20 protein-coding genes are annotated in these 20,209 nt (G+C 55.8%); 15 read left to right on the top strand and 5 right to left on the bottom strand.

Going from position 1 to position 20,209, the window contains the following annotated elements:
* Window positions 1–107 precede the first annotated feature (107 nt).
* Window positions 108–1,547, top strand: a complete 1,440-nt coding sequence (locus CA948_RS04740) for a sodium:solute symporter family protein (protein WP_108728706.1) — start codon at window positions 108–110, stop codon at window positions 1,545–1,547.
* 77 nt (window positions 1,548–1,624) lie between these two features.
* On the opposite strand, the gene CA948_RS04735 is transcribed toward CA948_RS04740, so the two are convergent.
* The 3 genes from CA948_RS04735 to CA948_RS04725 all read right to left on the bottom strand — a co-directional run bounded on the left by CA948_RS04735 (window position 1,625) and on the right by CA948_RS04725 (window position 3,788).
* Window positions 1,625–2,470: an OmpA/MotB family protein gene (locus CA948_RS04735; RefSeq protein ID WP_230018226.1), complete on the bottom strand. Its 846-nt coding sequence runs from the start codon at window positions 2,468–2,470 to the stop codon at window positions 1,625–1,627.
* Between the two features lie 4 nt (window positions 2,471–2,474).
* Entirely contained in the window at window positions 2,475–3,290 is an 816-nt protein-coding gene (locus tag CA948_RS04730; protein WP_009454185.1) for a motility protein A, read from the bottom strand.
* 141 nt (window positions 3,291–3,431) lie between these two features.
* Complete coding sequence (locus CA948_RS04725; protein ID WP_230018228.1) at window positions 3,432–3,788, bottom strand: flagellar protein FlhE; 357 nt, start codon at window positions 3,786–3,788, stop codon at window positions 3,432–3,434.
* A 270-nt stretch (window positions 3,789–4,058) separates the two neighbouring features.
* Here CA948_RS04725 and pbpG point away from each other — a divergent pair, with 270 nt between their 5' ends.
* The 6 genes from pbpG (at window position 4,059) to CA948_RS04695 (ending at window position 9,524) form a co-directional block, all read left to right on the top strand.
* Window positions 4,059–5,063: a D-alanyl-D-alanine endopeptidase gene (gene pbpG / locus CA948_RS04720; protein ID WP_230018230.1), complete on the top strand. Its 1,005-nt coding sequence runs from the start codon at window positions 4,059–4,061 to the stop codon at window positions 5,061–5,063.
* Between the two features lie 11 nt (window positions 5,064–5,074).
* Window positions 5,075–5,989: a LysR family transcriptional regulator gene (locus tag CA948_RS04715; RefSeq protein WP_108727460.1), complete on the top strand. Its 915-nt coding sequence runs from the start codon at window positions 5,075–5,077 to the stop codon at window positions 5,987–5,989.
* Between the two features lie 157 nt (window positions 5,990–6,146).
* Window positions 6,147–7,136 carry a Bug family tripartite tricarboxylate transporter substrate binding protein gene (locus CA948_RS04710; protein ID WP_094196642.1) on the top strand — a complete coding sequence of 330 codons (990 nt, stop codon included), beginning with the start codon at window positions 6,147–6,149 and terminating at the stop codon, window positions 7,134–7,136.
* Between the two features lie 45 nt (window positions 7,137–7,181).
* Window positions 7,182–8,129 (top strand): M14 family metallopeptidase, encoded by a 948-nt coding sequence (locus CA948_RS04705; protein WP_108727459.1) that lies wholly within the window; start codon window positions 7,182–7,184, stop codon window positions 8,127–8,129.
* 85 nt (window positions 8,130–8,214) lie between these two features.
* Window positions 8,215–9,108: an NRDE family protein gene (locus tag CA948_RS04700; protein ID WP_108727458.1), complete on the top strand. Its 894-nt coding sequence runs from the start codon at window positions 8,215–8,217 to the stop codon at window positions 9,106–9,108.
* Window positions 9,105–9,524 (top strand): carboxypeptidase-like regulatory domain-containing protein, encoded by a 420-nt coding sequence (locus tag CA948_RS04695; protein WP_108727457.1) that lies wholly within the window; start codon window positions 9,105–9,107, stop codon window positions 9,522–9,524. The genes CA948_RS04700 and CA948_RS04695 overlap by 4 nt, the downstream gene beginning before the upstream one ends.
* Here the strand turns inward: CA948_RS04695 and CA948_RS04690 are convergent.
* A complete protein-coding gene (locus CA948_RS04690; protein WP_094196638.1) occupies window positions 9,511–10,125 on the bottom strand; it encodes a tRNA-uridine aminocarboxypropyltransferase in 615 nt (204 codons plus the stop codon). The genes CA948_RS04695 and CA948_RS04690 overlap by 14 nt on opposite strands.
* Window positions 10,126–10,239: 114 nt before the next feature.
* Here CA948_RS04690 and imuA point away from each other — a divergent pair, with 114 nt between their 5' ends.
* From imuA to CA948_RS04665, 5 genes are all read left to right on the top strand, one after another.
* Entirely contained in the window at window positions 10,240–10,977 is a 738-nt protein-coding gene (imuA, locus tag CA948_RS04685) for a translesion DNA synthesis-associated protein ImuA (RefSeq protein WP_108727456.1), read from the top strand.
* Complete coding sequence (locus CA948_RS04680) at window positions 10,934–12,217, top strand: Y-family DNA polymerase (RefSeq protein ID WP_108727455.1); 1,284 nt, start codon at window positions 10,934–10,936, stop codon at window positions 12,215–12,217. The genes imuA and CA948_RS04680 overlap by 44 nt, the downstream gene beginning before the upstream one ends.
* Window positions 12,214–15,411, top strand: coding sequence for an error-prone DNA polymerase (locus CA948_RS04675; protein ID WP_108727454.1), 3,198 nt, complete (start codon window positions 12,214–12,216; stop codon window positions 15,409–15,411). Before CA948_RS04680 ends, CA948_RS04675 begins: the two co-directional genes overlap by 4 nt.
* Before the next feature lie 64 nt (window positions 15,412–15,475).
* On the top strand, window positions 15,476–15,937 hold the full coding sequence (locus CA948_RS04670; RefSeq protein WP_094196634.1) for a GatB/YqeY domain-containing protein: 462 nt from the start codon (window positions 15,476–15,478) through the stop codon (window positions 15,935–15,937).
* Window positions 15,934–16,353, top strand: a complete 420-nt coding sequence (locus CA948_RS04665; protein WP_094196633.1) for a PaaI family thioesterase — start codon at window positions 15,934–15,936, stop codon at window positions 16,351–16,353. Before CA948_RS04670 ends, CA948_RS04665 begins: the two co-directional genes overlap by 4 nt.
* 180 nt (window positions 16,354–16,533) lie before the next feature.
* On the opposite strand, the gene CA948_RS04660 is transcribed toward CA948_RS04665, so the two are convergent.
* The gene (locus tag CA948_RS04660) at window positions 16,534–17,634 is read right to left on the bottom strand and encodes an alkene reductase (RefSeq protein ID WP_094196632.1); all 1,101 of its coding nucleotides are present in this window, start codon (window positions 17,632–17,634) and stop codon (window positions 16,534–16,536) included.
* A gap of 156 nt (window positions 17,635–17,790) precedes the next feature.
* Here CA948_RS04660 and CA948_RS04655 point away from each other — a divergent pair, with 156 nt between their 5' ends.
* The 3 genes from CA948_RS04655 to CA948_RS04645 all read left to right on the top strand — a co-directional run bounded on the left by CA948_RS04655 (window position 17,791) and on the right by CA948_RS04645 (window position 20,148).
* Window positions 17,791–18,444: a potassium channel family protein gene (locus CA948_RS04655; RefSeq protein WP_108727453.1), complete on the top strand. Its 654-nt coding sequence runs from the start codon at window positions 17,791–17,793 to the stop codon at window positions 18,442–18,444.
* Between the two features lie 3 nt (window positions 18,445–18,447).
* Window positions 18,448–19,815 carry a TrkH family potassium uptake protein gene (locus CA948_RS04650; RefSeq protein WP_108727452.1) on the top strand — a complete coding sequence of 456 codons (1,368 nt, stop codon included), beginning with the start codon at window positions 18,448–18,450 and terminating at the stop codon, window positions 19,813–19,815.
* A 132-nt stretch (window positions 19,816–19,947) separates the two neighbouring features.
* Window positions 19,948–20,148: a hypothetical protein gene (locus CA948_RS04645; protein WP_223254031.1), complete on the top strand. Its 201-nt coding sequence runs from the start codon at window positions 19,948–19,950 to the stop codon at window positions 20,146–20,148.
* The last annotated feature ends 61 nt before the right edge of the window (window positions 20,149–20,209 follow it).

The following is a 20,209-nucleotide window of genomic DNA, read 5'->3' as shown; positions in this document are numbered from 1 at the left end:
CAGCTCACACGCCCCATTTCAATCCCTCCATTTTTCTGCGCCCTGCCCTGGCATCCCGCCAGCTTGGCCGGTTTGTGCCTGTTCAAACAGGTTTTTGGGGAGATCTCATGCTGGACCAAACCGCCACCCTCCTGTGGCTGATCGTTTTTTCTGCGGCTTTTGCTCTGGCCGGGGTGCTATACGCCCGCCACTATAAAAATTCTCTTGAAGACTTTGTAGTGGCTCGCAATAGTCAAAGTTCCGTCGCTACCATTCTGACTTTATTGGCTTCTTCGCTGGGCGCATGGATCCTGTTCTCACCCGCGCAGGCCGCCACCTGGGGAGGATTGAGCGCCGTCATCGGCTATGCCCTCGGTTCCATGTCGCCCCGCCTGGCCATGATTCCGCTGGGCAAACGTATGCGCGAACTGCTGCCACGCGGCCACAGCCTGAGCGAGTTTGTCATTGCCCGCTACGGTCGCCCTATGTATGCGCTGACCCTGCTCATCATGTTGTTTTACATGTTCATCTCCATGACGGCTGAAATCACCGCCATGTCCAAGATGATTACCTTGATCGCCCCTATCCCCCTGTGGGTCACCGCCAGTATTGTGCTGCTGGCCACGCTGATCTACACGTCTTATGGCGGACTGCGCGCGTCCATCTTTACCGACAAGGTACAGATGCTTGTAATCCTGCCCATGCTGTTTCTGATCATCATGTTTGGCTGGCAAGCCGTAGGGGGACCGGTGCAATTGTTTGACAGCGTGAAGCTGGAGGCGCCGCGCCTGATCGAGCTTGGCGACCCGGTCGGTATCAAGGCCGGGCTGACCTTCTTTGTGGCCATCTTGCTGACCGGCCTGTTTCACCAGGGCAACTGGCAGCGCATCTATGCCGCCAAAGACACGCAGTCCATGCGTCGCGGTTTTTTGCTCGGTGGCCTGTTTGTCGCCCCTTTCATCTTTTTGATGGGTTTATTTGGTCTGGCCTTTGTGGGCCTGGGCTCCACCGGTGACAGCTCCGTCGCCTTGTTCAACGTTATTTTGCCGCACGTACCGGTCTGGTTTCTGGTACTGCTGATTCCTTTGGGCCTGTCCTTGGTCATGAGCAGTGCCGATACCGCCATCAGTGCTGTTTCCAGCCTGATTGCGGTGGATCTGGGCCGGATCATGCCCCATCGCAATACCGCTCAAATGATGAGTCTGGCGCGGTCCCTGATCTGGGTTTGCTCCATCCCTGTGCTGTACGCGTCCTCGCAAGGTTTCAGTGTGCTGTACCTGTTCCTGCTGGCAGACTTGCTGTGTTCGGCAGCCGCTTTCCCCGTGTTCTTTGGTTTGTATAGCCGCCGCTACGATGGCTTTACCGCCACCCTCAGCACCCTGGGCGGCCTGGTGGCCGGTCTGGCCGTGTTCCCACGCCCCAATGGCCCGATGGATTACTTGCTGGAATCCTTCTTGCTGGCCGCCATTGTGCCGGTGCTGATCAGCGTGTTAATCATGCCTCTGCGTCGCCATCTGCCCAAGTTCGATTTGGGCACCTTGGCCTCCTCCACACGCGTTCTGGACTAAATCCGAACACACTGGACTCAAGCTCAAAACAAAAACCCCGGTTTGTCAGTCGCAAACCGGGGTTTTGTTGTAAAGGCTTATTGGACGGGACTTTCAGGCTGTGTTTGAGGAGTTTGCACAATGATTTCAACCCGTCGATTCGTTGCGCGTCCTTGCTGTGTCGCATTGTCCCCCAAGGGGCGTGTATCGGCATAACCGACCGCGCTCAGGCGCTGGCTGCCAATGCCATTGGCTTCCATGTAACGCACCACACTGCCCGCACGTGCACCGGACAGCTCCCAGTTGGAAGGGTAGCGATAGCTGCGAATGGGCACCGAATCCGTATGGCCTTCAATCACAATCGGGTGGGTGGATTTTTGCAATACTTCAGCCAATTGACGTAGCACCGTCAAACCCTCCAAGCCCAGATCCGCACCGCCCGAGTTGAACAGAATCTCGCTGTTGATACGGAAGCTCACAGACTGATCGTTCATGACCACATCAATGTTGTCACCCAAGCCATCCAGATCCAGACCGTGATTGCCTTTGCCTAGCCCCTCACCCAGGCCGGACTCGGGAAACAGGCCCGCGCCTGCGGGCAACAAACCGGCTCCGTCTTTGCCCGCTTGTGCAACGACCGTCGCACCTCCCTGCCCTTGCCCCTGCGCCGCCGTTTGTACCCGCTTGCCTGCAAAGGACAGCATCACAATCATCAAGACCAGCAACAAGGTCATCATATCCAGATAGGTGGTCAGCCAGGCCTCTTCCTCCTCGGGTACGGCCAGCCCCGGATCATTCCAGGGGCGGCTGCGACGGCGGCTGCCCAGATTGCTGGCCAGTTGCTGTTCGATCTTGGCTCCCCGGGCTTGTTCCAGCTCTTTTTGCAAGGCTTTCTGACGGTCAGCCAGTTCACCCAGGGTCAGGTCCTGCTCCATGTTTCCCATGGGATCAACCTCGCTCCGGAGCCGGGTCCGCGTCATCGTCGCGGCCACCCCGGTCATTGATCTCGTCCTGATACTGGGCCATGAAAGAGTTAAGTGTTTCACGCATCAAGGCCGGGCCACGGCGCTGGCTCATCATGGATACCCCTTGCATGATCATGTTCATCAAAACCACGCGCTGCTCGGTACGGCGCTCCAGCTTCACGGCCACAGGCTTGAACACCAGATTGGAGAGCAGCACACCGTAAAACGTGGTCATCAAGGCCAGCGCCATTTGCTGACCAATAGAGGTAATGTCGCCATCGCCCAGCAAGAACATCAAATTAACCAGACCAATCAGCGTACCGACCATGCCGAAAGCAGGCGCGAAGCTGGCCATCAAACGAAAGAGTTGCGCTTCTGCATGCTCACGGGCACGCAAACGGCTGATGCGCCATTGCAAAAGATCTTCAATATCTTCTTGGGGAGCTCGGTCAATGACCAGTTGAACACCGGTTTTCAAAAACGGGTTAGCTACTTTTTCCAGCGCCTCTTCAACGGCACGAATATCACCCATCATCCACAAACGGGAAATATTGATCAGCTCATCCATATCCTGTTGGGTGTACAGGCGTTCGTTACGCAGCACCGTCCCGATCAGGCCAAAAATACGGACAACTTCGCTTAACGGGTAGCTGATAAACGTCGCCGCCAACGTACCTACCAGCACAACAGCTAAGCTGGGCAGGTCCACAAACAAGGCGGGGTTTTCTGCCGTAAAAAACAAGATCACGGCAAACAGCAGCACGCTGGCTACGATGCCGATCAGAGTAGAGGGGTTCATGCACAAGTCCTGGTTATGGCCCGATGGGCATCAGAACTACATATCGGCAGTACCGCGGGTTTCTTTAGGCTCGCACCTTGAGATAGATCAAACCCAAATGAAATTAAATCGTTTATTGGGAAGCGGCGCGGGCGCGTAAAGCTAGCGCTGGTAATTCACCCGAATCGATGCCCGCACTCGAACCGCCTCGGTGCTGCCCGCCCAACTCCAGACTTCATGCTCCAACACAAAGCCATGACGCGCATCCTGACCAGCAAAGGCTCTGGTGCTAAGAACCGAACCGTTCATGTCCACACAGGCTCCACCTTGCAAACACAGGCGACTTTTCAGAATGGCCCGGCCGTTATGGTCGTAGCTGAGCTCCACCTTGCCAAGCGCACGGGCCTGCGAACGTATGGACTCTGGAGGCATAAAGTGTTGCTGAGTACGGGGAGAGCTGGTTGTGATGGCCTCGCTAAGTTGCTCCCCATCCCAGGCTAGCGACGCCTTGTGCCCCATTGCGGGAGTACTTCCTACGATTAAAAAAATAAGACAAAACTTATAAAACCTGTTTATAAAAACAGGTTTTTGGGCGTTTGGGGATTTCAATAAAGACATGGACTGTTTTTTTATACAGATAAAATAAGTTTCTTAATGATACGGCGCAAACATCTTAAATTTTTTTTAACTTTGGGTCGTAAGATACTAATATAAAGAAGATTTTTTCTGGTAGCATAAACGCACGAATTCTATCCGCCCTTCTGTTTCTCGCCGACCGGGAACTGAAAAATGCCTCAAACCAGAACAAAAAAACTCATTCGACCTGCATTATGCGCTTTATTGTTAGCGCCATTTTCGATGTTGTCTGTCGCGCAGACGCTGGCGCTGGCCGAACCATCCGCATTGAATGACGCCAGCACGGCCATCAGCTACAACGTACCGCATCTGGTTTTTGAAAAAAACCTGCAACCCATCAGCTATAGCGAAAACGATAGCCGCCGCGCGCTCAATGCCCTCAAACACGACGCTCTCATCCAGCACGCCGCCCTGCGTTCGGAGATTGCCTTTGTACAGGATCTGGAGTCGTCCACCGTGCTGTATCAAAAAAACAGCGACGCTGTTCGGCCCATTGCGTCCATTACCAAGCTGATGACGGCCCTGGTCGTGGCTGAATCCGGTCTGCCTATGGATGAAATGCTGGAGATCATCGACGAAGATGTGGACCGCGTCAAACACTCCAGCTCGCGTCTTCGCGTTGGCTCCAAACTGAACCGGGCCGACATGATGCACTTGGCATTGATGTCCTCGGAAAACCGGGCTGCCCATGCCTTGGGCCGCAGCTACCCTGGCGGTCTGCCTGCTTTTGTGCGCGCCATGAATGACAAGGCACGCGCTTTGGGTATGCGCAACACACGTTTTGTGGAACCTACCGGCTTATCCAGCGACAACGTGGCCAGCCCGCGTGACCTGGTCAAATTACTGACCGCCACCAGTCAACATGACCGTATCCAGCAGTACACCACTAACGATCAGTATTCCGTCCAGCCTGTGCGCGGCCGCCAGCTGGTATTCAACAACACCAATCGTTTGGTGAAGAACGCCAACTGGGATATTCAAGTTTCCAAAACCGGCTTCATCAACGAAGCGGGGGAATGCCTGGTCATGCTGACCAAGATCGAAGATCGTGAAGTGGCTATTGTGCTGCTGAATTCCACGGGTCGTTACTCGCGTATTGGAGACGCCGTACGGATCCGCAATCTGGTTGAAAAGTCCAACGGACTGGCCATGCTTTAAGACGGCTCTTCGTGTCCCAACTCAAACTGCTTGAAGACTTCGTGACCCTGGCTCGTGCGGGCAGTTTTGTTCGAGCGGCAGAACAGCGCCACGTCACGCATCCGGCATTTGGGCGCCGCATTCGGGCCTTGGAAGCATGGGTAGGAACGCCTTTGGTCGAGCGCAGCAGCTTGCCCGTTACACTGACACCAGAAGGACAGGTGTTCTACAACACCGCCAACCAAGTGTTGGAACAATTAAACCGTGTCCGTCGGCAATTGCAGGCGTCGGATCAGGCCGGGCAAGGCAGTTTACGAATTGCCACTGGCCGCAGCCTGGCGCGTACCCTGGTCACCGACTGGGTCAGCCGCCTGCAAAAAGGTAGCCATGCGCCTTTGTCGGCCCATGTGCCCATCGACATCAGCACCGGCATGATGGCCGATATGGCCAAGTTGCTCGCCCAAGGCAAAACAGACTTCCTGTGTTGTTATGAACACCCGGCCTTATCGATTGAGCTACTGGCCGAGCAAGTGACCTACATGACTATTGCCACTGACAAGCTCGTGCCCACCTGTCAGCGACGCAAAAACGGCATGCCTTTGTATGAGCTCAATGCCGATAGCGGGCGCAGCATCCCGTTGATCTCGTATTCGGGCGGCTTGGCCATGGCCCGTATTCTGGGTGACAAGCTGCATCATTTTGCCTACCCCTTGGTCAGCACGGTACGTTGCGACTCGCTGGATACCGCAATGGGTTCGGTGCTCAAAGGCATGGGGGTCGCCTGGTTGCCCTTGTCCATGATTGCCAATGAATGTCGTCGCGGCACCTTGGTGCAATTGGGTGGCAAAGGCGATGAAATTGCCTTTGAGGTGCGCCTGTACCGCTCCCGGGCTCCGCTCTCGGCGCTGGCCGAGTCTGTCTGGGCTTTTACCCAGCAGGGTCGTTGATCGTTCGGCTAATCGAAAAAGCACGGTCATGTGCCTTAATAGCACATCACAAATGACAGCAACGAACACAATAGCCGTTCATAACTAAGGATATACAGGCCCGCAGCGCCGCCCTGGCCGCTGCTCGGAAACCTATCCATCGAACGGGGAGCACATCATGTCTTTTTCCTTTTCCAAGCGCAGCTTGGTTCTTGGCATTCTAGGCGCCTGCAGCCTGCTGCAAGCCTCGGTCAGCCATGCCGACACTTATCCTGCGCGCCCCCTGACTCTGGTCGTGGGCTACCCCGCTGGCGGCAGTGTGGACTTGACCGCGCGCCTGCTGGCTGAAGAACTCAGCAGCCGCCTGGGTCAAAGTGTCGTCGTGGAAAATGCGGGCGGTGCCGGCGGCACCATTGGTGCCCAGCGCGTACAACGGGCCGCTGCCGACGGCTATACCTTGTTGCTCGGTTCCACCAACGAGATGATCATTGCGGGCATGATCAACAAAGCCGTACGTTACAACGGACAACAAGATTTCACGCCTATTGGCATGATTGCGTCCCAACCCTTGTTGCTGGCCGCCTCCACAAAATCCGGTATTCGTTCTGCCGCAGATTATGCCCAAAAGCTGCGCGCTGCCGAACCGGAAGCCTTCAGTTTTGGCTCCTCGGGCGTCGGTACGACCTTGCACCTGGCCGGTGAAATGGTGAACGCTTCGACCGGCACCACCGCCATGCACGTGCCCTATCGCGGCGTACCTCCTCTGGTATCGGATTTGATGAGCGGGCAATTGGATACGGCTTACCTTGTACTGTCATCAGGTTTGCAACAAGCTCGCGCCGGTGCCATTGTGCCGTTGGGCATTACCGAAACCAAAGCTTCTCCAGCCGCCCCGGAAATCCCGCCGCTGGCCGATACCCCCGGCTTTGAAAAGGTCGATATCAACGTCTGGTTTGGCTTGTATGGCCCCAAGGATTTGCCCGAGTCCGTCACCAGCACCTTGCGTCAAGCCCTGGACAGCAGTCTGCAATCGCCCACCTTGCAAGAGAAGATGCAGTCAAATGGAGCCACGCTCTACGCCCCCGGCATGAACGCGGCCGAGTTTCAGGCCAAAGAGGTCGACAAATACGCCCGTCTGGTCGAGTTGGCCAAACTGCAGGCCGAATAAAACACATGCGCCCTGGCTGACAGCCGGGGCGCTGGAGCCTTCACCATGCAATTTTCTCTTTCTTTGCCTGACATTCAAAAAGAGCGTCAGGGCAATACCGGTGTTCCTGGCCTGTGGTGTCTGGATTCGGGCAAGGCAGGCCGTACCGTCATGATCAGCGCCCTGATCCATGGCAACGAGCTGTGCGGCGCCTGGGCCTTGAAAGCCGTGCTAGCCAGCGGCATGCAGCCACGTCGCGGCAAACTGATTCTGGCCTTTTGCAATCTGGACGCCTTTGATCGCTTTGACCCTGCGCAGCACGACGCCAGCCGCTACGTGGACGAAGACATGAACCGCGTTTGGAGCGATCAAAAGCTGTCGCAAACACAGACACAAGAACAACGACGCGCACGGGCCATCTTGCCTTGGCTGGAACAAGCCGACTGGTTGCTGGATCTGCACTCCATGCATGAACCCAGTGCCCCCTTGTTATTGACCGGCACCTTGGCGCGCAATATCGAGCTGGCGCAAACCCTGAGCGCCCCCGAGCATGTCATTGTGGATACGGGCCACAAGGACGGCGTACGCATGCGCGATTACGGCCGTTTTTCTGACCCGAATGCCGATGAGACCCGCTCCTTATTATTGGAATGTGGCTTTCATGGTGATCCAGATACACCTGCTATCGCATTGGACCTGATTGCCCGCTTTCTGATCGCCTCCGAGATTGTGCAAGAAGAGGATTTGCCTGCGGACTGGCGTCGAGCCTCGCCCGATCAGCAGCGCATTTTGCAAGTTACCCATGCCGTTGTCGCCCCTTCCATGAACGTCAGTTTCAGCCAAAACTGGCAAGGCCTGGAAACCTTGGCCAAAGCAGGCACCCAGATTGGGCAAGCCGATGGCCAGCCCTTGCTGACGCCTTACGATCATTGCACGCTGGTCATGCCGTCACTACGCCAGCTACGCCCCGGTGTCACCGTCGTGCGCCTGGCACAAGACTACGCACCCTCTTGACGGGCCTTTCAAATACCGAGAAGAAAAGCGAAACTTGGCGGTACTTTGGCTACCAAAGCCTGCATAGCCATCCTACAATCGGCACATGTGCATCGCTTATATCGCCGTCGGAGTGAATGCGGATTGGCCGCTGATTATTGCCACCAATCGCGACGAATATCATGCTCGCCCCAGCCAGCCGGCTCAGCCCTGGCAAAACGAGTCCCAGATTCTGGCGGGTCGAGACCTGCAAGCCGGAGGTACTTGGCTGGGCCTGACGCAAAGCCGTGGACGTCTGGCCCTGCTAACCAATTACCGCGAAGTGCCGGGCAGCAAAAACCGCAAGCACCGTTCGCGTGGCGAGCTGATTCCTCAGTTCCTGGTCGATGAGCGCAGTCCCGCCGAGTATCTGGAACAGTTAGCCCGGGAAGGGGCTGACTACGCAGGCTTCAATCTCTTTGTTCTGGAGTGGCCTGACACACAACAACCGTTACGTCTGGGCTATTACAGCAATCGCCACCCCAGCGGCCGTCCGCATCGGCTGGAACCGGGCGTGCATATTCTAAGCAATGCCTGGCTCAATACGCCTTGGCCCAAAAGCCTGTTCCTGAAAGAAACTCTGCAGGCGCAGCATTTTGATGGCTCGCCGCAAGCGGTAGAAGGTTTGTTCCAGGGCTTGCGCAATCAAGAAGTGGCCGCCGACAGTGACTTGCCCCAAACCGGTCTGAGCCTTGAGCACGAACGCTTGTTAAGCAGCCCGTTTATTGTCAGCCCCGATTACGGCACCCGCTGCACCACCGTCATTACTATTCATCAGCATGGGCACGGGATGCTACGTGAACGCAGTTTCAATTCGCTCGCTGAACCCATCCGTCAGCATGACTGGCCTTTTTTATGGCCCAGCTTTCATCCTGACAGCCAGCCTGCCCCCTCTCATAACAGCAACAGAGCCACTAATGGCCCGCTTAGTCTTCCCACTTCAAGCAAGGAAATCTCATGAGTCCTCGTCTTTCTTTGATCGGCATTGCCATGTCGCTGGCCTTATTGAGCAGTCCCATCGCGCATTCCCAGGAACTGCCTCCCAGCCAGTACTACGGATCAACCGAATACATTAGCGGCGGAATAGGCAGCGATGAAGCCCAGTTATTCCGCATGGTGCGCGGCACCTTCCCCTTATCCGTCAACTTCTCGGCGCATCAGGGCGAGCGCGTCGGCTATATTTCCGACGTGCAACTGGTCATCCGCAACAGCGGCGACCAAACTGTGCTGAACAGTCTGATCGATGGCCCCTACTGCCTGATTCGCCTTGCGCCCGGCAATTACAAGGTGTTTGCCACGTACCAGGGTCAAACCCAGGAGCGCCAGGCCAGCATTGTGGACGGTCAGTCCCGTGAGCTGAACTTCATCTGGAAGTAGGATAGTTACGCTGATAGGTATCCAGGCCCATGGCCTGGATCTGCTCTTCGATCAACTGCTCGAAAGGCCGTAACAAAGGCCTGAAATCTCGCTCTGGCTCCATAATCTGCATCAACCGGACAATCGCTTCCAAGGTAGACACGGCCTGAGGGTCGGGCGCTTTACGCAGCCTGTAGCGTGACGCCTCCCCGTCAGGCAGCATCCAATACGGCAGGGTTTGCAAGACCGGATTACGATGCAAAATCAAGCGCGCCTTGCGCCAGGTGCCATCGGGCACCACGATCAAATCCGGTTTTTCTTCTGGGCCTGTTGAACCCGCCACCTTGGCTTGCGGCCCCGGAAACAGCAAGACAGGGCGATGCGCCTGTGCCAGACGCGCCCCCAGCTCTTCAAACTGCTCCCCCACCCATAACTCTGTCCCTTTCAATCCCAAATACGCCAGACGTGCGGTATTGAGCGCATGCCGCGCTTCGGACGGATGCTGCAAAATCAGAACCGGGCACGCCGCTTCTAGCGAGGGAATCAAGGGACACAAGCAGCGAGCCAATGGCCGCTGGCACTGTGCGCAACGGCCTGGGCGGGAGAGAAGGGAAGCGTTCATGCGAGAGAGTCAAACAGAAGGTCACAGTATATAAAAGTTCTGCCTTGAAACCGACTCCTGGTTTGCTGACAAACAAATTTACTGTATATTTATACAGCAATCAGGAGCACACCTATGGCAAGCGCACTTCGTTCCCTTTTAGACCTCCATCCCTCCCTGTGGACGGGCAAGCATTATGCGCATGCCGCAGGTTCTTGCCTGTCCAGCGGCTTTGACGCTCTGGATGCTGAATTACCAGGAGGAGGCTGGCCTATCGGCAGCCTGATCGAGCTGCAAGCACCACAGGACAGCAGTGCCTTATCCTTATTACTGCCAGCCTTGAACACCCTGCCTGCAGAACGATTGCGTATTTTAGTTGCGCCGCCCTATCAGCCCATGCAACAACGATGGCGCGGCACCTCTGCCACGACGGGACAAAGCGCTACATCAGAAAACGCGTTAGCCGCCCGCTTGATCTGGATACGCAGCCAACACCTGAACGACACCTTGTGGGCCAGCGCCCAGGCCTTACGTCACGGCCATTGCGCTGCCGTATTAAGTTGGTTACCTGCTCACGTGCCTTTCGCCTCCTTACGCCAGTTGCAGCTATTAGCCAACCAAAGCGACAGCCTGTTTTTTTGTTTGCGTCCGGCGCACAGTCAGGCCAACAGCCCAGCCCTTTTACGTCTGGATCTTCAGACTCGACAAGACCAACAAGGACAGCCTTGGTTGGATGTCCATATTCGCAAACGTCGGGGCCCACCTTGCAAGGACAGCATTGCCTTAGCGCCCCACCACATCTTGATGCCGCCAACGGCCATTCCGTCTCATGTACCTATGCCTGCGACTGCCCCAGAGCCTGCTTACGCCTGAGGCCAATCCCGAGCAGCAGGACGGTATCCAAGCGGTTTTGCTGCGCTACAGCCCTCAACTGGCACAGGTTCAAACCCATTTATGGGTATTGAATATCCGTGCCAGCATCCGGCTGTTTGGTGGCTTACGCCGTCTGTATCAACAGGTTCGGGCTGATTTGTCCCCTCTTGTCCCCCAGCCCTGTCTGGCCCTGGCGCCGACTGCCCGCGCCGCCTGCTTGCTGGCTTTGTCCAACCACAAGCAGCGCCGTTGCGTCCGCCGTTTACCAGCCTGCTTGAACCCGCTTCCTATCCACTTGCTGGCCCCACCCGCTGACCAGTTGCAGTGGCTGCATAGTCTGGGCTGCCATACCCTGGGCCAGTTACATCAACTGCCCCGTGATGGACTGTCCCAGCGTGGGTTGCGCGCCCTACTTTTGCAATTGGACCAAGCCTACGGCACACAAAGCTGGGCCTTGGAATGGGTGCATACGGCCCCGCAATTTACACGCAAACAGGAGATGGATGCCCCGTCCAATCACAAACCCACCATCTTGCGGGCGTTAAACCGCCTGTTGATCCAACTGGAGGCCTGGCTGAATCAATATCAACTGGCCTGCGGACGTCTGGAACTGGTACTGCATACGGAACGATACAAGGACTACCCCACCGCCACCCGCCTGGAATTACAGATGGCCCGCTCCTGCTGGCGCAGCCAGGACTTTCTGCCAGTATGGCAAGAACAGTTCCAGCCACTGCAATTGCAGGCGGCTGTACAAAGCCTGGTGCTGCAGGCTCAACAACTGCATCCTCGCCAAACTCATGCCAGCGGCTTGTTTCCCGATGCACGCCATTGGCAAGAGCAAGACCAGCAACTTCTGGAGCGTTTACAAGCCAGGTTAGGGGCTGAACAGATTTTGATGCCTGCCGCCCAAGCCAGCTATTTGCCTGAACAAGCGAATCAATGGCTGTCCTTGTCCAGCAGTCAGCCCCCCAAGACCAGTCATCCAACTTTGCAACGTCCTTGCTGGATGCTGGACCCGGCTCAGCCTTTACAACACGATCAGCAATCCCCGCTTCTGGATAATCAGCGCCTACGCCTGGTTCAAGGCCCGGAACGGGTACAGACAGGCTGGTGGAGCGGCTCCGGACATCAGCAACGGGACTACTTTATCGCCTTGTGTCCGCAAGGACGCTTGTATTGGGTTTATCGGGACTTGAGCCAGGAACATGCCTGGTACCTGCACGGAGTCTTTGGATGAAATCCCATATAGACCTGCTGTACTCAGAGCTGGACTGCCTGTCCAACTACAGCTTTCTGAATGGTGCGTCCCACCCCGAAGAGCTGGTCAGCCGAGCCGCCGAGCTAGGTTACAAGGCGCTGGCCTTATGCGATTACGCCTCCATGGCCGGTGTGGTACGCGCCTATGCGCAGGCCAAGCTGCATCCGGAAATTCGCCTGCTGGTGGGAAGCCGATTCTGCTTTACAGGCGTGTGGGAACCGGCGAACCCACCAAACACCCATTCCACAAGCATGACTGGCGACGCTACTCAGGCCCATGAGCTGCTGATTTTGCCGCGCAACAAAGAGGGCTATGGCAATCTCTGCCAATTCATCTCACACGTGCACCAGTCTCTGGACTTAAAACAGCAAGCCTCGATTGACTGGTCTTTTTTGCAGCAAGCCCGTCAAGGCTCACAACAACACGTTTTGCCGGACTGTCTGGTCATTTACAAACCCGCTTATGGCTTGGATCGCGAGCACATCCACCTTCACACACAGCGGCTGTTGGAGCTGTTTGCAGGCCGCCTGTTTTTAGGCATCAGTCTGCATAGACGCGATCAGGACATGCAGCACTTACGTGCCGTCAGGCTGGCAGCGCAGGAGTCTGGCGTACCTTGTGCCGCTTTGGGAGGCGTTCATATGCATGTGCGCTCTCGCCAACCATTGCACGATACCTTGGCTGCCATACGCCTGAAAACGCCCGTGCAGGAATGCGGTTGGTCCTTGGCCGGTAATGCCGAGCATCATTTACGCAGTCGCTTCCAACTGGCCAATCTCTACCCCGCCGAACTGCGTGAGACCACCGATCACATCCAGGCGCTGTGTCAGTTCTGTTTAAGCGAAATCAAGTACGAGTACCCGGTCGAGATTGTGCCTCCTGGCCTCAGTGGCATTGAATATCTGCGACAGGAAACCGAGCGTGGTGTCCAAAGACGCTATCCCAAAGGGATCAGCGACCATTTGCGCACGCGTCTGGAGCAAGAGCTGAGCCTGATTGCAGACCTGGGCTACGAGTCCTACTTTCTGACCTTGCACGACATCGTCAGCTACGCGCGCAGCCAGGGAATCTTGTGCCAGGGCCGAGGCTCGGCCGCCAACTCGGCCGTATGCTATTGCCTGGGCATTACCGAAGTCGATCCTGCCAGCAGCCACACCTTATTTGCTCGCTTCATTAGCCGGGCGCGAGCGGAACCGCCCGATATTGATGTGGACTTCGAACACCAGCGCCGCGAAGAAGTCATTCAGTACATTTACCGCAAATATGGCCGACAACGGGTCGCCTTAACCGCAGTCATCACCACCTATAGACGCCGTAGTGCCTTGCGCGATACCGGCAAGGCACTGAGCATTCCTCAACCCCTGGTCGAGGCCTTGATTCAATGTGACCGCGCCTGGCTTAACGACACCCGCATTCAAGATGAGGTCTTTGCGCGCTTTCCTCAATGCCCACCCGAACAAGCACATCAATGGCTGTCCTTGACCCGCCAGCTCATGGGCTTTCCGCGTCATCTGTCCCAGCATCCAGGCGGGTTTGTGATTTCACAAACGCCCTTGCACAGGCTGGTGCCGATTCAAAACGCAGCCATGCCGGGGCGCAGCGTTGTGCAATGGGACAAGGACGATCTGGATGTGCTGGGCCTGCTGAAAGTCGACATTCTGGCTTTGGGCATGTTGAGCGCCTTGCGCCGTTGCCTGGACAGTATCAGCCAACAAAAAGGCAAACCGTTCCACTTGCAGGACATTCCTTTGCAAAGCGCCAAAACCTTTCGCATGATACGACGGGCCGACACCATCGGCGTGTTCCAGATCGAGTCCCGCGCCCAGATGAGCATGTTGCCGCGTCTGCGGCCCACGTGTTTTTACGACTTGGTCGTGCAAGTGGCCATTGTGCGCCCCGGCCCCATTCAGGGTGGCATGGTGCATCCTTATCTGGAGCGTCGCCGCGACCACCGCAAAGTCGACTACCCCGCCCCCGAAATTCGCCATGTGCTGGCACGTACCTTGGGCGTACCTATTTTTCAGGAACAGGCTATGGAGCTGGCCATGGAGGCGGCAGGTTTCTCGGCAGATAAGGCCGATGCTTTGCGACGAGCCATGGCCGCCTGGCGTCGTCGTGGTGGCCTGGGGCCTTTTGAGCAGGAGCTGCTCGATGGCATGGCCGCCAAAGGCTATGATCCCGAATTTTCCCAGCGCCTGTTCGACCAGATCAGCGGTTTTGGGGAATACGGCTTTCCGGAAAGCCACTCGGCCAGCTTCGCCAAACTGGCCTGGTTCAGCGCCTATCTGAAAGCACGTTACCCGGATCACTTTCTGGCTGCCTTGCTGAACTCCCAACCCATGGGCTTTTACGGCCCCAGCCAGTTAGTCCAGGACGCGCGTCGTCACGGCGTACAGGTCTTGCCCATTGATGTGCAATACAGCCTGTACGACAGCCATGTCTGCTCCAAGCCTGGCAGCCCACGCCAGGTACGTCTGGGCTTGCACATGGTCAAGGGTTTGAGCGAACAAGGGGCGCATGCCATCGTCAGTTACCGGCAAAGCCACCCGGAACGTCTGCTGAATCTGGCCTGCTTGCGCCAGGAGCTGGCTCTGTCAGCCCACGATCAACAAGCGTTGGCCCAGGCCCATGCCTTGCGCAGTGCCTATAGTCAACGCCGCCACAGCGTTTGGGATGCCCGACGTCCCAGCCAGGCAGGATTGCTGAGCCATGCTGAAACGCCGGATCAAACCCCGGATCTGCCGCGTGCCACTGCGGGACTGGAGGTATTAAGCGACTATCAAGCCGTGGGCTTGAGCCTGAACCACCACCCTTTGTCCCTGCTACGCACACAGTTGGCCCCCTTGCGATTCTCAACGGCAGAACAGCTTAATCAAACCTGCCCGGATCGGCGTCTGGCACGGGCTTGTGGGTTGGTCACCACTCGTCAACGCCCCGGCACCGCGAAAGGCACCGTGTTTGTGACGCTGGAAGATGAAACCGGCAGTGTCAATGTCATCGTGCGCGAAGAACTGGCCCAGGAGCAATCCCAGGCCTTGCTTCAATCTCGTCTGCTGGGGGTCTATGGTATCTGGCAGCGCGATGGCAGCGTTTGCCATTTGATTGCCCGCCGTTTGGTATCCATGAATCATCTGATTGGTCATCTGCTTGCACGTAGTCGAGATTTTCAATAATCGGATTTTTCCCCACCTCACCCTGCGTTAAACTATGGCTTTGCCCGTTCAACCAGGAACCACCATGAGTCAAACACTCAAAACCCGTTTAGCTGAAGATATCAAAACGGCGATGCGCGCTCGCGATAGCGGACGTCTGGAGACCTTGCGTTTTCTGCAAGCCGCGATCAAACAACGCGAAGTGGACGAACGTACCGAGCTGGGCGATACCGAAGTAACCAGCATCATTGAAAAGCAGGTGAAACAGCGCCGCGAATCCATTCAGGCTTTTGAGTCTGCAGGTCGTACCGAAAGCGCCGAGAAAGAAAAATCCGAATTGCTGATTCTGCAAGAATACCTGCCTCAGCAAGCCGACAGTGCTGAAGTTGATGCTGTCATTGCCGACGCCATTACCCAGGCCCAGTCCGAAGGCGCCCAAGGTCCCGCACTGATGGGCAAGGTCATGGGTTTGGTCAAAGCCAAGCTGGCAGGCCGTGCTGATATGTCCCAGGTTTCCGCTCAAGTGAAGCAAAAACTGAACCCATGAAGCATTGGCAGGCCGAACGGGCGCAGCCCAAACAGGATTTTTTCGGCACTCACATCCCTCTCATGCAGCACCTGGGCCTGCAAACGGTCAGCAGCACCGAGCAGGAGGTGATCACCTTCCTGCCCTGGCAAGCCTGTAATGCCAACTCCCGTGCTGATGTGCACGGGGGGACATTGATGGCGATTCTGGACTTTACCCTTAGCGCCGCAGCACGGGCTCAACGCCCTGGCTCGGGCATGGCCACCATAGACATGAACTCGCAGTTTCTATTGCCTGCGCGGGGCGATGTCTGGTTCAAGGCCCAATGCCTGTATCTGGAAGGCGATACCGCTTACTGCGAAGGGGGCGGATACGATGAGAAAGAACGCTTGCTGGTTAAAGCAGCAGCCACATTTCGGGTAGTACGCGGTAGCTAAACGCCAAGGGCAATACGACTTGGCATGAATGGGCCGCCACGAGCTTTCTTCACGTAAAGCACTCAGCCATTCAAAGACGGTAGCTGGTTCCCAAACGGCTATCGGATTGAAAAGAAGCGCACTAAAAAAGCCCGTTTGATACGGGCTTTTTTATTTCCGGCGATGTCCTCGCAGACAGGCTTAATGTGTCTGCAAATCCTCATCGACAGGCTGATCCCATTCAGGGCTGGATTTCAAGAACGGATAATCCGTATAACCTTTGGGCCCCTGGGTATAAAAAGAGCCCGGGTCCCAGCCATTCAAGGGAGCACGCAACTGCAAACGCAAGGGCAAGTCCGGGTTAGACAAAAAAGCCTTACCGAACGACACGGCATCTGCCATGCCTTTGGATAAAGTGGTCTGTGCAGTGGGGAAATCAAAATGTTCGTTGGCGATGATCGCGCCGCCAAACTGACATTTGATCATGGGCAATAAGCTGTCCGAAGCCGGGCTTTCACGCAGAAACAAGAAGGCAATATCACGTCGATCCAGCTCACACGCCACATAAGAGAACAAACGGGCTGGATCAGAATCCTTCATGCCGTGCAAACCACCGCGCGGGGATAAATGCACACCGACTCGACCGGCACCCCAAATGGCCACACAGGCATCCACAACTTCCAACAGAAAGCGCGCCCGGTTTTCAATAGAACCACCGTAAGCGTCCGTACGGGTGTTAGAGCCGTCGTGCAGGAACTGATCGATCAGATAGCCATTGGCACCATGTATCTCAACCCCATCGAAACCGGCACTGAGCGCATTTTGAGCCGCAACGGAGAAATCATCCACGATGTCGGCGATTTCTTCGCTACGCAAAGCGCGAGGCACCACAAAAGGACGCTCAGGACTTAAGTGGCTGACCATACCCTCGCAGGCAATCGCGCTGGGCGCAACCGGTATTTGACCATTTAGAAACTCTGGATCAGAGACACGCCCCACATGCCATAATTGCAGAACAATTCGACCACCCTTGGCATGTACCGCCTCTGTAATCGTGCGCCATGCATCGACCTGAGCACGACTCCAGATGCCCGGCGTGTGGGCATAGCCCACGCCCTGCGGCGATACCGAGGTCGCTTCGGCTACAATCAGCCCCGCACTGGCTCGCTGACAATAGTACATACGCATCAAATCATTGGGCATACGGCCCTCCGAGGCGCGCGCGCGTGTCATGGGCGCCATGATGATGCGGTTCAGGAGTTCAATATCACCCAATTTTATTGGATCAAACAAACTAACCATTGTTTTACACTGTCCACTATTGATGTTTCCGCTGGGGCTTAAACGACACGCGCCCAAGGGAATACCCGATAAGGGTTTTTACCAGATATGCCTTTATACCATCAACGCTTAATTTGGCTTGAAATTGTTTCAAGCATCAAACGGATCAACTAAGCTATGGCACAGTTCGCCGTCATAGGATTAGGCCGCTTCGGTTCGGCCTGCGCCTTGGAACTCATGAAAACAGGACACTCCGTGCTGGGAGTGGACACAAACCCCAAATTGGTCAACAAATATGCGGACCAGTTAAGCCGTGCCGTCATTGCCGATGTCACTGACCGCCAGGCCCTGGAAGAGCTGGGGCTGGACAATTATGACGTAGTTCTGGTTGCAATTGGGGCCGATATTGAAGCCTGCCTGGTTTGTGTGGTTCATCTGAAAAGTTTTGGTGTTCCCACGATCTGGGCCAAAGCGACTTCTCATGCCCAGCATTTGATTCTGGCCAAAATCGGGGTTAACCGCATTATTCACCCCGAAGAAGAAATGGGCATACGGGTTGCCCAAATGCTCAGCTACCCGATGGTCAACGACTACATCACCCTGGGTAATGGCGATTACATTGTGGAAGTAACCGCCAGCGAGAATATGAATGGGCAGACCATCAAAGATGTGCTGCGCGAGCAAATGGACGATGTGCAGGTTTTGCTGGTCAAACGTCGTGGTCAAACCACGACCCAGCCCGATGCTGATTTTGCCCTGCATGCCAAAGACCTGCTGATCTTGCTTGGACAGTTGCAAGCTCTTCGTACTGCCGCCCCCAAACTGGTTTGATGTATGCGCAACTGGCTACCCAATAGTCTGACTCGCCGTCTTGAGGTCAATCCTCAGACCCGCACTCTCAGCGCCAGCCCGCCGCTGGTACTGGCTCTGGGCTTTATGGCCCTGATTATCCTGGGCGCTATTTTGCTTAGCCTGCCACAAGCGGCCGAACACCGTCTGGGCGTTTTCCAGGCCTTGTTCATGGCGACCTCGGCGGTCACCGTCACGGGTTTGGCGGTCATTGATCCTGCCACGGACTTAACGCACTTTGGGCAGATTGTTTTGGCACTGCTGGTGCAAGTTGGCGGCATGGGCTTTGTGACCTTTGCCGTCATTGCCGCCATCACCATGCACAAGCGCATCAGTGTCAGCCAGCAAGCGCTGGCATTGGAAGCCTTTAATCAAACCAGTGTGTCTCGTATTCGCAGCACGGCTTTGCAAGTATTCAAAATTGCCGTCTTGATTGAATTAATCGCCGCTGCCATTTTATTTCTGCGCTGGACCATTGATTTACCGTGGACCACGGCCTTGTACCGCGCCCTGTTCCATGCCGTCACTGCCTTCAATAACGCCGGTTTTTCCTTGTTCCATAACTCCCTGATCCCGATTTCGGGGGATGTTATTTCAGTCATTACCATGTCGGGCCTGATTATCCTGGGCGGGATTGGCTTTACCGTGCTGGCCGATGTCGGGCAAAAGAAGCGCTGGCAAACCCTGCTGCCCTATACCAAAGTGATCTTGCTGGGCACACTGATTCTGAACCTGATTGGTTTTTTTAGCCTCTGGGCACTGGAGTTTAGTAACCCCAAAACCCTGGGCATGCTTGGGGTGGGTGATCAGGCACTGGCCGCCTGGATGCAAAATGCCGCCACACGCACCGCCGGCTTTACCACCATGGATATTGCCAGCCTGCGCGACAGCACCCAGTTGATGCTGATCGTGCTGATGCTCATTGGCGGTGGCTCGCTCAGCACCGCCAGTGGTATCAAAATCGGAACGCTGATTGTATTAATGGCCGCCGTACGCTCATATATCCGCCAACGTGAAGAAGTGGTCTTGATGGGCCGCAGCGTCGCGCCTGAAACCGTCCAGAAAGCGCTGGCTCTGTTTCTGATTACCGGCGCTCTGTACTTCATCAGCGTCTTGCTACTGACCTTGTTTGAGGACATGCCCATTACCAGCCTTCTGTTTGAAGCAGCCTCGGCCTTAAGCACCACCGGCATGAGCCACGGCATCACTCACAAACTTTCCATGCCCAGCCAGATCCTGATCATGGTGCTGATGTTTGCGGGTCGACTCGGCCCGCTGACCCTGATTTACTCCTTGGCCACGCGCAAACGCAGCCGCATACGCTATCCGGAAGGCAACTTCCAAGTGGGCTAATTCAGTCGCTAAACCACAGATATACAAGAAGTTTTAATAAAAACGACTATTGTCATCGTTTTTTGGTATGGTTAACAGATGTAAACATCGAACAACTACTGATCAGGATGCAGGCTTATGGATCACAGGAAGATGGCTACCTTAACCAAGCGCGCTGGAACCGGTCTTAGCGCGCTTTGTCGAGAACTGACCAGTCGTGGTATCAGTTACCACCCCTTGGTAGAGATGTACCAAAGTCAAATGGCTGTCATCGGTTTACTCAGTGACGAAGTGGTCGCCCTGCGCAAAGAGCTGGACGATCTGAAAAAAGTGGTTAAGAAAAACGGCTCATGAGCCGTTTATTTTTTGCCTGCCCTTTAATCCAGCCTGTCATCCTTACCCACACTGATTGCCC

It is taken from the genome of Alcaligenes aquatilis, from assembly GCF_003076515.1.
GTDB classification, from domain to species: Bacteria; Pseudomonadota; Gammaproteobacteria; order Burkholderiales; family Burkholderiaceae_B; genus Alcaligenes; species Alcaligenes aquatilis.
The sequence above is the reverse complement of the archived record's forward strand: the minus strand, read 5'-3'. Positions and strand labels throughout refer to the sequence as shown.

What these genes read in the sequence shown, in the direction of transcription:
- CA948_RS04740 (WP_108728706.1), top strand. Translation starts at nt 108, where the DNA reads ATGCTGGACCAAACCGCCACCCTCCTGTGGCTGATCGTTTTTTCTGCG.
- CA948_RS04735 (WP_230018226.1), bottom strand. Translation starts at nt 2,470, where the DNA reads ATGGGAAACATGGAGCAGGACCTGACCCTGGGTGAACTGGCTGACCGT.
- CA948_RS04730 (WP_009454185.1), bottom strand. Translation starts at nt 3,290, where the DNA reads ATGAACCCCTCTACTCTGATCGGCATCGTAGCCAGCGTGCTGCTGTTT.
- CA948_RS04725 (WP_230018228.1), bottom strand. Translation starts at nt 3,788, where the DNA reads ATGGGGCACAAGGCGTCGCTAGCCTGGGATGGGGAGCAACTTAGCGAG.
- pbpG (WP_230018230.1), top strand. Translation starts at nt 4,059, where the DNA reads ATGCCTCAAACCAGAACAAAAAAACTCATTCGACCTGCATTATGCGCT.
- CA948_RS04710 (WP_094196642.1), top strand. Translation starts at nt 6,147, where the DNA reads ATGTCTTTTTCCTTTTCCAAGCGCAGCTTGGTTCTTGGCATTCTAGGC.
- CA948_RS04705 (WP_108727459.1), top strand. Translation starts at nt 7,182, where the DNA reads ATGCAATTTTCTCTTTCTTTGCCTGACATTCAAAAAGAGCGTCAGGGC.
- CA948_RS04700 (WP_108727458.1), top strand. Translation starts at nt 8,215, where the DNA reads ATGTGCATCGCTTATATCGCCGTCGGAGTGAATGCGGATTGGCCGCTG.
- CA948_RS04695 (WP_108727457.1), top strand. Translation starts at nt 9,105, where the DNA reads ATGAGTCCTCGTCTTTCTTTGATCGGCATTGCCATGTCGCTGGCCTTA.
- CA948_RS04690 (WP_094196638.1), bottom strand. Translation starts at nt 10,125, where the DNA reads ATGAACGCTTCCCTTCTCTCCCGCCCAGGCCGTTGCGCACAGTGCCAG.
- imuA (WP_108727456.1), top strand. Translation starts at nt 10,240, where the DNA reads ATGGCAAGCGCACTTCGTTCCCTTTTAGACCTCCATCCCTCCCTGTGG.
- CA948_RS04680 (WP_108727455.1), top strand. Translation starts at nt 10,934, where the DNA reads ATGTACCTATGCCTGCGACTGCCCCAGAGCCTGCTTACGCCTGAGGCC.
- CA948_RS04675 (WP_108727454.1), top strand. Translation starts at nt 12,214, where the DNA reads ATGAAATCCCATATAGACCTGCTGTACTCAGAGCTGGACTGCCTGTCC.
- CA948_RS04670 (WP_094196634.1), top strand. Translation starts at nt 15,476, where the DNA reads ATGAGTCAAACACTCAAAACCCGTTTAGCTGAAGATATCAAAACGGCG.
- CA948_RS04665 (WP_094196633.1), top strand. Translation starts at nt 15,934, where the DNA reads ATGAAGCATTGGCAGGCCGAACGGGCGCAGCCCAAACAGGATTTTTTC.
- CA948_RS04660 (WP_094196632.1), bottom strand. Translation starts at nt 17,634, where the DNA reads ATGGTTAGTTTGTTTGATCCAATAAAATTGGGTGATATTGAACTCCTG.
- CA948_RS04655 (WP_108727453.1), top strand. Translation starts at nt 17,791, where the DNA reads ATGGCACAGTTCGCCGTCATAGGATTAGGCCGCTTCGGTTCGGCCTGC.
- CA948_RS04650 (WP_108727452.1), top strand. Translation starts at nt 18,448, where the DNA reads ATGCGCAACTGGCTACCCAATAGTCTGACTCGCCGTCTTGAGGTCAAT.
- CA948_RS04645 (WP_223254031.1), top strand. Translation starts at nt 19,948, where the DNA reads ATGGCTACCTTAACCAAGCGCGCTGGAACCGGTCTTAGCGCGCTTTGT.